Origin of the sequence: Streptomyces sp. M-16 (assembly GCF_052114405.1) — a bacterium.
In the GTDB taxonomy this organism is placed as follows: Bacteria; Actinomycetota; Actinomycetes; order Streptomycetales; family Streptomycetaceae; genus Streptomyces.
On record NZ_JBFRER010000038.1, the window covers coordinates 1 to 12,242 of the forward strand.

Sequence of the window (12,242 nt, forward strand, 5' to 3'; positions counted from 1 at the left end):
TGCGCACAGTGCGGAGCTGCGCACAGTGCGGAGCGAGAGCCAAGCACGCACTCCCCCTCTCCGAGAGAACGTATACGTGCACCGCGTGCGGAGCGGTGTCCCCCAGGGACAAGAACTCCGCCCGCGTGATGCTCGTCCGGGCTGGTCTCAACCCGGCTGGTGCTGATCTTGTAAGACCTGCCCCCTGCCAGGGGCCAGGCGAAGTGAGCCAGGAATCCCTCTCGTTCACGAGGGGGATGAGTCAAATCCTTCGTACGTACGGAGCCCCGAGAGGGCGCAGCGATGCCGCCGGGGCATCGTCCGGCGATGGTCGGCGCTGACAACCGGGCTGTCAGGGCGGGCTCGCCTTCGGCCGGTCAGGCCTTGCGACGGCCGGCGATCAGACGCTGGAGCAGGATGAAGACGAACAGCAGGCAGCCGACCACGATCCTGGTCCACCACGAGCTGAGCGTGCCCTGGAAGCTGATGACGGTCTGGATCAGGCCCAGCACGAGCACTCCCAGCACGGTCCCCAGCAGGTATCCGGACCCTCCGGTCAGGAGCGTCCCGCCGATCACCACGGCTGCGATCGCGTCCAGCTCCAGGCCCACCGCGTGCAGCCCGTAGCCGGAGAGCATGTAGAAGGTCAGCAACACTCCGCCGAGCGCCGAGCAGAAGCCGCTGACGGCGTACACGGCCATCTTCGTCCGCCCGGCCGGGAGCCCCATCAGCCGGGCCGACTGCTCGCTGCCGCCCAGCGCGTACACGTTCCGGCCCAGCCGCGTGTAGTGCAGGACCACGAATGCGATCACCAGCACAGCCACCGCGATCAGAACGCTCGGCGAGACGAACAGGTCGCCGGGCAGGGGAATCCGGGTCTGGGCGAAGGCCGTATAGGTCGGGTTGGTGAGGGAGATCGAGTCGATGCTGATCGTGTAGCAGAGGCCACGGGCCAGGAACATGCCGGCCAGCGTCACGATGAACGGTTGGATCTCGAAGGAGTGGATCACCCATCCCATCGCGAGTCCGGCGCCCGTCCCCACCGCCAGGACCAGCGGGATCACCAGCAACGGCGGCCAGCCGTGCTGTTCCACCAGCCAGGCGGAGATCATCGTCGACAGTGCGACCATCGCGCCGACGGACAGGTCGATCCCGCCGGTCAGCACCACGAAGGTCATCCCGATGGCGACCACCAGCAGGAAGGCGTTGTCGATGAGCAGGTTGAGCAGCACCTGCCCGGAGAAGAATCCGACGTACCGGACGGATCCCGCACCGAACATCGATATCAGCAGGGCCGATGTGACCAGCAGCGGGATGTACGCGCGGCCACGCGCTGCCGTGATCGCGCTCATGCCCCCACCTCCGTGTTCTCTGTCGTCAGCGGACGCGGCCTCGTGCCGCGCCCGGTCCGGGCCCGTCGGCGAGCGGCCTTGGCCCGGAAGGCGGGTGACTGGATCAGGCAGACCGCGATCACCACGAAGGCTTTGAAGACCAGGGTGGTCTCCGGCGGGATGCCGATGGTGTAGACGGTGGTGGACAGGGTCTGGATGATCAGCGCACCGATCACCGTGCCGCCGAGCGAGAACCGTCCGCCGGTCAGCGCGGTGCCGCCGACCACCACGGCGAGGATGGCGTCCAGCTCGATCCAGAGCCCGGCGTTGTTGCCGTCCGCACTGGAGACGTTCGAGCTGATCATGAGCCCGGCTACCGCGGCGCACAGTGCGCTGAAGACGTACACCAGGCATATCAGGCCCATCGCCCGGATGCCGACCAGGCGGCTGGCGACCGGGTTGCCGCCGACCGACTCCAGCAGCAGCCCGAGCGCCGTACGCCGGGTCAGCAGCGACGTCAGCACCACCACCACGACCGCGAGCAGGATCGCGAACGGCATGGTGAGCCAGTAACCGCCGCCGATCAGCTTGTAGGGCTCGCTGGTGACGGTGACGATCTGGCCGTCCGTCACCAGCTGGGCGACACCGCGTCCGGCCACCATCAGGATGAGGGTGGCGATGATCGGCTGGACACCGGCCCCCGCCACCAGTACGCCGTTGACCAGCCCCAGGACGAGGGCCACCGCCAGGGCGATGGCGACGGCGCCGAACACCGTGCCCGGGCTCGCCGGGTCGGCCGCGCCGCCGATGTGCAGGCAGGCCAGCGCGCCCGCGATGGCGACGGTGGAGCCGACCGAGAGGTCGATGCCACTGGTCGCGATGACCAGCGTCATGCCCAGCGCCACCAGGATCAGCGGGGCGCCGAAGTGCAGGATGTCGATCAGGCTCCCGTACAGGTGCCCGTCCTTGACCCGGATCGCGAAGAAGTCCGGAGTGAACAGCACGTTGGCCAGCAGCAGGGCCGCGAGCACGGTGGCGGGCCAGAAGAGGCGGTGCTTGGTCATGACCGGGCTCCGCTCGCGATCGTCGCCATGATGCGTTCGGGAGTGAGCGTTCCGTCGTTCGGCAGCTCGGCGACCAGCCGGCGGTCCCGCAGCACGCCCACCCGGTGGCTGAGCCGCAGGACTTCCTCCAGCTCGGCCGAGATGAACAGCACCGACATGCCGTCCCGGGCCAGCGTGGCCACCAACTTCTGGATTTCGGCCTTGGCACCGATGTCGATCCCCCGRGTCGGCTCGTCGAGGATCAACAGCTTGGGGTCGGTGATCAGCCAGCGGGCCAGCAGTACCTTCTGCTGGTTGCCGCCGCTGAGATGGCGCACCAGCGCCTCGGGGTTGTCCGGGCGGATGTCCAGTGACCGGATCCAGCGCAGCGCGATCTCGTCCTGCTTGGAGCGGGAGAGCGGACGCGTCCAGCCGCGAGCCGCCTGCAGGGCCAGGATGATGTTCTCGCGTACCGTCAACTCCGCCACCAGACCCTCGTTCTTGCGGTCCTCCGAGCAGAAGGCGATCCCGTACGAGATCGCGGCGCGCGGCGTGCGCAGCGCGACGGCGGCGCCCTCGATCCGCACCGAGCCCTGGGAACTGCGGTCGGCACCGAACAGCAGGCGGGCCGCCTCCGTACGCCCCGACCCCAACAGCCCTGCGAACCCCACGACTTCACCGGGCCGGACGGTGAGGTCGTACGGCTCGATCGCGCCGGTGCGCCCCAGGCCGTCGGCGCTCAGGAACGGCGTGGTTCCCGCTTCGGCGGCGGTCTCGTGACGCGTGGCGCCCGACAGCTCCTCCAGACTCCTCAGTTCGCCGCCGATCATGCGGGCGACCAGTTCGACCTGGCTCAACTCACCGATCGGGTACTCGCCCTCCAGCCTGCCGTTGCGCAGGATGGTCATCCGGTCGCAGATCTCGTAGATCTGGTCCAGGAAGTGCGAGACGAACAGGATCGCCACACCCTGGTCGCGCAACCGGCGTATCACCGCGAACAGTTGTCGCACCTCGTCGCGGTCCAGGCTGGAGGTCGGCTCGTCCAGGATCAACACCTTGGCCGAGACGTCCACCGCCCGGACGATCGCGACCAGTTGCTGGACCGCGATCGAGTAACTGCCCAGGGGGGCGGTGACGTCGATGTCCAGGTCGAGGTCGGCGACCAGCTCTGCGGCGCGGCGACGGAGGGCCGACCAGTGGATGAGTCCGAGGCGGCGCGGTTCACGGCCGATGAGGATGTTCTCCGCGACCGACAGGTTCAGGCAGAGGTTGACCTCCTGGTACACCGTGCTGATCCCGGCCTGCTGCGCCTGTAGCGGGCCGGGGATGTGCACGGGCCGGCCGCTCAGCACGACCTCGCCGCCGTCCGACGCGTAGACGCCGGTGAGCACCTTGATCAGCGTGGACTTGCCGGCGCCGTTCTCACCCATCAGGGCGTGCACCTCGCCGGGGAAGAGCCGGAAGTCGACCCCGTCCAGCGCCACCACGCCCGGGAACTCCTTGCGGATCCCGTGTACTTCCAGGACCGGTTGCTGTGCGCGGTGCGCCGGCATCCGCCCCCTCCTCTCGTGGTCGCGACCGGGGCCGGCCGGGTCGGATCCGGGTAGCCCCTGGTCACCGGGCCGGTCAGTACTGGCGGGTCGGCAGGGCGGCCGCGGCCTGGTCCCGGGTGAAGACGCCCTCTTCGGTCTTGATCCGGCGCGGCACCTGTTCGCCGGCCTTGATCTTCTTGATGAGGTCCATCAGCTGGTCGCCCAGGAGGGGGTTGCACTCGACGAGGACGTTGATCTTGCCCTGGCTCATCGCGGTGAAGGCGTCCTTGACACCGTCGACCGAGATGATCTTGATGTCGGCGCCGGGCTTCTTGCCGGCTTCCTCGATGGCCTGGATCGCGCCGAGTGCCATGTCGTCGTTGTGCGCGTAGAGCACGTCGATCTTCGGCTGGGACTTCAGGAAGGCCTGCATGACCTCCTTGCCCTTGGCGCGCGTGAAGTCACCGGTCTGGGAGGCCGTGATCTTGAACTTGGGGTCTGCCTTGATGACGTCGGCGAAGCCCGATTTGCGGTCGTTGGCCGGGGCGGAGCCGGTGGTGCCCTGCAGCTCCACGATGTTCACCGGGTCGCTCTTGCCCTGGTAGTCCTTCACCAGCCAGTCGCCGGCCTTCTTGCCCTCCTCGACGAAGTCCGACCCGAGGAAGGTGGCATAGAGCGACTCGTCCTTGGAGCCCACCGCGCGGTCCGTCAGAACGACCGGGATGTGGGCGGCCTTGGCCTCCTTGAGCACGGTGTCCCAGCCCGATTCGACCACCGGCGAGAAGGCGATGACGTCCACCTTCTGCTGGATGAACGAGCGGATGGCCTTGATCTGGTTCTCCTGCTTCTGCTGGGCGTCGGAGAACTTCAGCGTGATCCCGGCCTTCTTGGCCGCGTCCTGGACGGACTTGGTGTTGGCCGTGCGCCACCCGCTCTCCGCGCCGACCTGGGAGAAGCCCACGGTGAGCCGGCCACCGGAGCCCTTGCCGTCGGACGGGCCACCGCCGGTGCCGCCGCCGGAACCGCAAGCGGACAGAACGGCGACCATCGTGCCGGCGGCCAGGGCCGCCGCAGCTCTCTTGGACATCCTGGGATTCCTCTCAAGTGGGGAGGCCGCTCTCGGCGCGGACGGATCGCCCGTGGGCAGATCGACCGCGGGCAGATCGACCGGGCAGGCCGACCGGCGCGGGAGGCGGTGGAAACACCGGCAGGGGCGATGGACGCCCGGTGCGGCGTTGGTGCGGGCGGCGGTGCGGTCCGCGCCGTCCATGTGAACGGGATGTAGCGGTGCCGTTTCGCTTGAGTGAGATTGTTAACGCTCACAATTCCATGGACAAGGGGGCCGCCGTGCCGTTACCCAATCTTGACCAGGCCGTCCGCGGGCCGCCGGCTATCGACGCGAGGGCTGCCGGCTATCGACGCGCCACCGGGCCGGCACTGCGCCGCAGCACCATCTCCGGCGAGATCAGCACGTGGCTGCGGGCGTGGCCGACGCCGGTCAGCTCCTCCACCAGCAGCTCAAGAGCGCGGCGTCCCAGCTCACCGAAGTCCTGACGCACGGTGGTCAGCGGTGGGGCGAAGTACGCGGCTTCGGGAATGTCATCGAACCCGACCACGCTGATGTCCCCCGGAATCGCCCGTCCCGCCTCATGGAACGCGCGGAGCAGGCCGAGGGCCATGTGGTCGTTGGCGCAGAAGACCGCCGTGACCAGGGGATCCTCTGCGATCCGTAGTCCGGCCTCGTACCCGGACCGCGCGCTCCAGTCGCCGCTCTGTACCGGTGGCACCTCGGCGCCGCCGGCCTGGAGGGCCCCCCGCCAGCCGTCCTGTCGGGTCTTGGTCTCCAGCCAGCCGGACGGGCCGGCGACGTGGTGGACCGTGGCATGCCCGAGGTCGAGCAGGTGTCGGGTGGCTGCCAGCGCGCCCGACTCGTTGTCGACGGCGACCATCGGCACTCGGGACTGGCTGCCCGACCCGACCGCGACCACCGGCACCGTGCTGGACAGCTTCGCCACCGCGCTCACCGCCGAGATCTGCGGCGCGATGACGACGATGCCCTCCACGCCCTGGTCGCGGAGCCGGTCCACCGCCTCCTGTACGGACCGGCTGTCCAGCGAACGCAGGCTCGCGACGCTGACGAAGTACCCCGCACTGCGCGCGGCCTGCTCGATCCCGTCCAGCATCGAGGCGGGCCCGTAGAGCGCGCTGCCGAAACTGACCACACCCAGGGTCTGGGAGCGGCGGGTGACCAGCGCGCGGGCCGCCGAGTTGGGACGGTAGTCCAGCTCCCGGATGGCGGCGAGCACCCGGTCCCGGGTGTCGGGCCGGACGTGCGGTGCACCGTTCAGCACCCGGGACACGGTCTGGTGGGACACGCCGGCGACCCGCGCCACATCCGCCATCACGGGCTGGCGGGACTCCGGCTCGGTGCTTGCAGTTCCCACTCAAGGCTCCCTCATCGGTCGTACCAGTGCGGATCGCAGCCGCTCGGTGCCTACGAGTGACGACCCTCGGCGGCTGGACCGCTGTGGGGATCCGGCCGAGGACGCAGGGCTTCGCAGACCTTACGACTGTCTCACGAGTGCTCACGAGAGTGTATTTGTTCGCGATCACATGATCTGTGGCAGCCCGCTCTCGCATGGCTGACGCAGCAGATCACCCGTCCCGCGGAACGCATGCGCCGAGCGGCAGCGCACGCGGCCTCCGGTCCCCGCCGCCGGGCGGGGACCGGAGGCCGTCGTGCGGCGGGGTGGCTCCCGACGCCTCACGGATACGGATGCCGCGCTCGTTCACGACTGCGGAGGCATGAGGTCCGGCGCCTTGGCCTCACGCTCGCCGAGCGCACCGAGATCCGGACCCTTTCGGCCCGGGCCGCTGGAGCGCCTCCGCGTCGTTCCGGCGTCATATCGGGGAGGCTCTCGGTGGCCCGGGACCGGACTTCGGCGGGCGGCAACCTTTTCCGGAGCGGCGGCAACTGACGGGCACACCAGAAGGCGATCACACCCACGGGTCGCCCGATCCTCCGCCGCATGCCGCCGCACACCGCTGACCTGAGCGGTGGTACGGGGCAGGGCCGAAGCAAGGAGTAGCCCCCATGAACGAGACGGATCCCACGGCGGACGGCCGCAGCCGGCGCAAGGCCGCGGCCGGTGGCGAGCGGCGTACGCGGGGGCGCCACCGCCGGCGCGGGATGACGATCGGCCTGATGCTGGGCGTGCCTGGAGTCCTCGGCCCCTACCTGCTGTTCGTGCAGGCCGATTCGAACGCCGCGACGGTGGACGCCGACGCCTACTACACGCTGACCTCTGTCCGCAGCGACAAGGTGCTCGACGTGCCGGGGGCGGACACGTCGGACGGCGTCTGGATACGGCAGGCGAGCCGCAGGGCAGGTGCCACGAGTCAGCAGTGGCGGCTGAGGCAGGCGGGGGACGGCTACTACGAGGTGGAGAACCGCAGCAGCCACAAGGTCCTCGGAGTGCGCGGCGCTTCCAAGGAGTCCGCGGCGGCCGTCGAGCAGCAGACCGACCACGGCTCTGCCACGCAGCAGTGGAAGATGCAGGACGTGGGCGATGGGGCGGTGAAGTTCGTCTCCCGGAGCAACGGCATGGTGCTGGACGTGTGGGGCGGCTCCACCAACGAGGGGTGCCGCTCATCCAGTACGCCGACCGGGGCAGCACCAACCAGCAGTGGAAGCTGGTGAAGGCGGCCGGCCCGGGCAGGTACACCTGGCACAACGCGCAGATCGTCGGTGGCGGGTTCGTCACCGGGCTGGTCTTCAACCCCGCCCGCAAGGACCTGCTGTACGCACGGACCGACATAGGCGGCGCCTACCGCTGGGACGCGACCGCCGCCCAGTGGACCTCGTTGACCGACTGGATCGGCGGCTCCGACTGGAACCTGCTCGGGATCGAGAGCCTGGCGACCGACCCCGTCGACCCGAACCGCCTGTACCTCGCGAGCGGCACCTACACCAACGACTGGGCGGGCAACGGCGCGATCCTCCGCTCCACCGACCAGGGCAAGACGTTCCAGCGCACCGACCTGCCGTTCAAACTGGGCGGCAACGAGGACGGCCGGTCCATGGGCGAGCGGCTCGTGGTGGACCCCGCCAACCACGGCACGCTCTACCTGGGCACCCGCAAGAACGGGCTCTGGCGCAGCACCGACTACGGCGTGACCTGGAGCCAGGTCGCCGCCTTCCCCGTCAAGGACGGTGCGAGCAGCGGCGTCGGCCTGTCCTTCGTGACCTTCGGCCCGGCCGGCAGCCGGACGATCTACGTCGGGGTGGCCGACAAGACCACCTCGCTGTACCGCTCCACCGACGGCGGCAGCAGCTGGCAGGCCGTGTCCGGCCAGCCCACAGGGCAGCTGCCGCAGCACGGTGTGCTGTCCGGTGACGGCTCGCTGTATCTCACGTACACCAACGCCCCGGGCCCGAACGGAGTGACGGCCGGTTCGGTGTGGAAGTACACGCCGTCCACGGGGGCCTGGAAGGACATCTCACCCTCCAGCGGTGGTTACGGATTCGCCGGGCTGGCTGTCGATCCGCAGCGCCCGTCCACGGTGATGGTCACCACGCTGGACCGCTGGTGGCCCTCGGACGAGGTGTACCGGTCGACCGACGGCGGCGCCTCCTGGAAGGCGCTCGGCGCGACCTCGGTGCGGGACAACTCCGCGGCGCCGTACGTGGGCACGGGCATCGGGCACTGGATGGGCGCGCTGGCCATCAACCCCTTCGACTCCGGGCACGTGCTGTACGGCACCGGGTCGGGGATGTGGGGCAGCAACGACGTGACAGCGGCGGACAAGGGGGGTGCCACGCACTGGACGGTCCCGGCCAAGGGGCTGGAGGAGACCGCGGTCCTCGGGCTGATCAAGCCCCCGGGCCTTCCGCTGATCAGTGCGCTCGGCGATGTCAGCGGATTCCGGCACGAGGACCTGACCAAGGCACCCGCCAAGGCACTCTCCGGACCGCTGTTCTCCAACACCACCGGCATCGACTTCGCCCAGGCGAAGCCGGGGTTCGTGGTCCGGGTCGGTCTCGGTGGCGAGCAGCACGGCGCCTATTCGACCGACGGCGGGGCCGGCTGGACGCCGTTCGCCGGGGAACCCGTGCGCGGCGCGGGCGGCGGGGCCGTCGCGGTCTCGGCGGACGGCGCCGCCGTCGTCTGGACGCCCGCGGGCCAGAGGCCGTTCCAGTCGACGAACCGCGGTTCGACCTGGACGGCCGTCTCCGGCCTGCCCGCGGACTCGGCCGTGGTGGCCGACCGTTCGTCGGCGAACACGTTCTACGCCCTCAAGGGCGGCACCCTGTACACCAGCGCCGATGGTGGAAAGAGCTTCACCGCCCGGGCCACCGGCCTGGGTGACGGACAGCTCAAGGCGGCTCCGGGCGTCGCCGGTGACCTGTGGATCACAGGCGGAAGCAACGGACTCCTGCACTCCACCAATGGCGGGGCGAGCTTCAGCAAGCTCGCCGGGGTGCAGCAGGCGTACGGTGTCGGCTTCGGCAAGGCTGCCCCGGGCGCCACCTACCAGACCCTCTACCTCAGCGGGACGCTGAAGGGCGTCACCGGGGTGTTCCGCTCCATCGACGGCGGTTCGACCTGGGTCCGGATCAACGACGACCAGCACCAGTTCGGCGGGAGCGTGATCTCCGTCGTCATCGGCGACCCGGACGTGTACGGCCGGGTCTACCTGGGCGGCTACGGCCGTGGCGTGGTGTACGGCGACGGGTCCTGATCGCCCCGGGCCGGGGCGGGCGGCCGTACGCGGCGCCCGCCCCGGCATCGGCGACATCGACATCGACATCGACATCGACATCGACATCGACATCGACATCGGCACCGGACCGGAACGGACCGGAGCGGCAACCTTTTCGCCTTCGGCGGCCACTGAGGAGTGCGACGTCGACTCGATCTACCGAACGGATGGGCATGAGGACAACGAAACACGGTGCTCCGCGGCCGCGGCGCGGACGCGGGGCGGCCGTCGGCATTCCGTTGGCGGTGATGGCCGTCGGTGTGCTGGCCTGCCTGGCCCTCACGCTCCTCCCCGGGAGCCGGTCCGGTGCCGGGCTTCCCACCGACGCATACGTAGCGGCCGGCCCGGCGGACGCACCGTCCGGTTCCGGGTCGTCGGCAGCAGTGGTCGGCGCCGCGACCGCATCGACGCGGGCGACGGTCACGAGCCCGCCCCCGCCCCCGCCGTCAGCCGCCAGTATCCCGTCGCCCTCGGCCTCCAGCCCGGCACGCGCGGAGTCGGCAGCGTCTTCGCCGGGACGGATCAAGCCCTCGGTCAGCTATCAGGGAGTCGCGACTTCCTACGCCGCGGGTGACGGCAATGGTGCCTGCCTGTACGGACCGTCCGGTGATCTCATGATCGCGGCGATGAACCACACCGACTACGAGTCGGCCAGAGCGTGCGGGGCGTACGTGCGGGTCCGCGCCGCCAACGGGAACTCCATCACGGTGCGGATCGTCAACGAATGCCCCCTGCCCTGCGCACCCGGGCAACTCGACCTCAGCCAACAGGCCTTCGCCGAACTCGCGAACCCCTCGCTCGGCCGGATCCCGGTCACCTGGACGCTGCTGAGCCCCGCCACGCCCGACACGCTCTCCATCCGGTACAAGACCGGGTCCAGCCGCTCTTGGTGCGGTGTCCAGGTGATCGGGCACCGGAACCCGGTGGCGGTGCTCGAACTCCGGACCGCCAACGGCTGGCGGAAGCTGCCCCGCACCGACTACAACTACTTCCTCTCCGCCGACGGCAGCGGATGCGGCGGAGCGATCAGGGTGACCGACCTCTACGGAGAACGACTGACCGTCGAGGGGATCGCACTGAAACCGGACGTCGCGCAACCGACCCGCGTCCAGTTCGCCCGGCGTTGACCGTGCCGTCCGCCCACCGTCACGGCTCCGCCCCCGGGATCGGCCACTGTCCGGTTGCGGCGACGGGCCCTGTTACGCTCCATCCGATTGTTAACGCACACATAGCAGGGAGAGGGCGACCGGGGGAGATGCTCCTTCATGACGCGTCCGCGGAGTTCCACGACTTCTTCGAACGCCACTACGCCGAACTGGCCCGTCTCGCTCATCTCCTGACCGGCGAGACGGACGCGGCCGACGACCTCGCCGCGGATGCCCTGGTCGCCCTGTGGCAGCGCTGGGACCGGCTTCGCAAGGCTGACCACCCGCTCGCCTACGCTCGCGGCGCTGTCGCCAACATGGCGCGGGAACGGATCCGCAGTGCGGTGCGCGAGCGGCGCCGGATCGCGCTGTTCTGGTCCCGCAGTCCGGAGCAGATGGAGGGGCCGGACGTGGCGGCCGTGCTGGACGTACGTACGGCGCTCGCCCGGCTGCCGTTCCGGAAGCGGTCGTGCGTGGTGCTGCGCCACGCCTTCGACCTGTCGGAGAAGGACACCGCGGCGGCGCTGGGCATATCGGTCGGTACGGTCAAGAGCCAGACCTCGAAGGGAATGGCCGAGTTGGAACGGATACTTGGCACACGGGCGGTCGGCGACCTGGTGGCGGGGAGGAGGAGCCGGTGAACGAGGACATCATCCGTCGGCTGCACGACGCCGCCGAGGCCCACCAGCCCGATCGCGCCGGGATGCTGGCCCGCGTGGAACGCGGCGCGGCCGACGGCACCGTCCGTCACCACACACCGTCCATCGCGAGATCGTGGCCCAAGGCCGCCCTCGCAGGCCTCGCCATCACCGCGACCCTGGCCACGGGTGGTCTCGCGGTCGCGGGCATCGTCCGCACTCCGCCCCCGTCGGACAGCGCCACCACCCCCGCGACCCCGTCCCCGACGGTTCCTTCCCGTCCGACGCCGTCGGCTCCCACCACCCCCGCCGCCCCGGCACCGGCACCGGCCCCGACTCCGACCACCACCGCCCCGGTCGGCCCGCGCCCCACTCCGCTGCCCAGCAGCCGGGTTCAGAACGGGCCCCTGTCGTCGGACGGCTCGGTGGATCCGCACAGCACCGTCTACTGGGCCCAGAGCGACCTCACTTTCAAGACCACACAGCCGCTCACCTCACTCACCGTGGAACTGCGCATCGCCCAAACCGGCGGCGTGCAGAACACCGGCAACTGGCGCACCCTGCCGGGCGAAGACTTCGTCTTCACCGTTCAGGAGACCGGCGGAGCCCTGGTCTACCGCTGGGTCCTCAAACCGGGCCGTACCGTGCCGGCCGGGCAGCATGAATTCGCCGGCCAGTACAACCACGCCACCGGCGTGCGCAGCGCCACGGACGACGGCTACCGCGTCGACGCGCAGACCTCGGGCGGCTCCGTCGCGGTCTGGGGACGGTTCACCCCGGCACGGTAAGGACCGGCCGGGTTCCGGCCGCG

General features: G+C 70.0%; 9 protein-coding genes and 1 pseudogene. 5 read left to right on the forward strand and 5 right to left on the reverse strand.

Features of this window, described 5'->3' with window-relative positions; genetic code table 11:
• The first annotated feature begins 8 nt into the window (after positions 1-8).
• Positions 9-320: a hypothetical protein gene (locus AB4039_RS19275; RefSeq protein ID WP_442271341.1), complete on the forward strand. Its 312-nt coding sequence runs from the start codon at positions 9-11 to the stop codon at positions 318-320.
• Between the two features lie 36 nt (positions 321-356).
• Here the strand turns inward: AB4039_RS19275 and yjfF are convergent, their stop codons facing one another.
• The 5 genes from yjfF to AB4039_RS19300 form a co-directional block, all read right to left on the reverse strand.
• Positions 357-1,331 (reverse strand): galactofuranose ABC transporter, permease protein YjfF, encoded by a 975-nt coding sequence (gene yjfF, locus AB4039_RS19280; RefSeq protein WP_266846844.1) that lies wholly within the window; start codon positions 1,329-1,331, stop codon positions 357-359.
• Positions 1,328-2,374 carry an ABC transporter permease gene (locus AB4039_RS19285; RefSeq protein ID WP_442271316.1) on the reverse strand — a complete coding sequence of 349 codons (1,047 nt, stop codon included), beginning with the start codon at positions 2,372-2,374 and terminating at the stop codon, positions 1,328-1,330. Before AB4039_RS19285 ends, yjfF begins: the two co-directional genes overlap by 4 nt.
• Positions 2,371-3,906, reverse strand: a complete 1,536-nt coding sequence (locus AB4039_RS19290; RefSeq protein WP_442271317.1) for a sugar ABC transporter ATP-binding protein — start codon at positions 3,904-3,906, stop codon at positions 2,371-2,373. The genes AB4039_RS19285 and AB4039_RS19290 overlap by 4 nt, the downstream gene beginning before the upstream one ends.
• A gap of 73 nt (positions 3,907-3,979) precedes the next feature.
• The gene (locus tag AB4039_RS19295) at positions 3,980-4,972 is read right to left on the reverse strand and encodes an ABC transporter substrate-binding protein (protein ID WP_442271318.1); all 993 of its coding nucleotides are present in this window, start codon (positions 4,970-4,972) and stop codon (positions 3,980-3,982) included.
• Between the two features lie 325 nt (positions 4,973-5,297).
• Positions 5,298-6,287 carry a LacI family DNA-binding transcriptional regulator gene (locus AB4039_RS19300; protein ID WP_266846931.1) on the reverse strand — a complete coding sequence of 330 codons (990 nt, stop codon included), beginning with the start codon at positions 6,285-6,287 and terminating at the stop codon, positions 5,298-5,300.
• Positions 6,288-7,075: 788 nt separating this feature from the next.
• Between AB4039_RS19300 and AB4039_RS19305 the strand changes: the two are divergent.
• The 4 genes and pseudogenes from AB4039_RS19305 (at position 7,076) to AB4039_RS19320 (ending at position 12,219) form a co-directional block, all read left to right on the forward strand.
• A pseudogene (locus AB4039_RS19305) lies at positions 7,076-9,627 on the forward strand (RICIN domain-containing protein).
• Between the two features lie 269 nt (positions 9,628-9,896).
• On the forward strand, positions 9,897-10,775 hold the full coding sequence (locus AB4039_RS19310; protein ID WP_442271319.1) for an expansin EXLX1 family cellulose-binding protein: 879 nt from the start codon (positions 9,897-9,899) through the stop codon (positions 10,773-10,775).
• Positions 10,776-10,903: 128 nt separating this feature from the next.
• A complete protein-coding gene (locus AB4039_RS19315; RefSeq protein WP_266846832.1) occupies positions 10,904-11,434 on the forward strand; it encodes a SigE family RNA polymerase sigma factor in 531 nt (176 codons plus the stop codon).
• Positions 11,431-12,219: a hypothetical protein gene (locus tag AB4039_RS19320; RefSeq protein WP_266846830.1), complete on the forward strand. Its 789-nt coding sequence runs from the start codon at positions 11,431-11,433 to the stop codon at positions 12,217-12,219. The genes AB4039_RS19315 and AB4039_RS19320 overlap by 4 nt, the downstream gene beginning before the upstream one ends.
• The last annotated feature ends 23 nt before the right edge of the window (positions 12,220-12,242 follow it).

Excerpts from the sequence above, each read along its gene's own strand:
- yjfF (WP_266846844.1), bottom strand. The coding sequence starts at position 1,331 with ATGAGCGCGATCACGGCAGCGCGTGGCCGCGCGTACATCCCGCTGCTG.
- AB4039_RS19285 (WP_442271316.1), bottom strand. The coding sequence starts at position 2,374 with ATGACCAAGCACCGCCTCTTCTGGCCCGCCACCGTGCTCGCGGCCCTG.
- AB4039_RS19295 (WP_442271318.1), bottom strand. The coding sequence starts at position 4,972 with ATGTCCAAGAGAGCTGCGGCGGCCCTGGCCGCCGGCACGATGGTCGCC.
- AB4039_RS19300 (WP_266846931.1), bottom strand. The coding sequence starts at position 6,287 with ATGGCGGATGTGGCGCGGGTCGCCGGCGTGTCCCACCAGACCGTGTCC.
- AB4039_RS19310 (WP_442271319.1), top strand. The coding sequence starts at position 9,897 with ATGGCCGTCGGTGTGCTGGCCTGCCTGGCCCTCACGCTCCTCCCCGGG.
- AB4039_RS19315 (WP_266846832.1), top strand. The coding sequence starts at position 10,904 with ATGCTCCTTCATGACGCGTCCGCGGAGTTCCACGACTTCTTCGAACGC.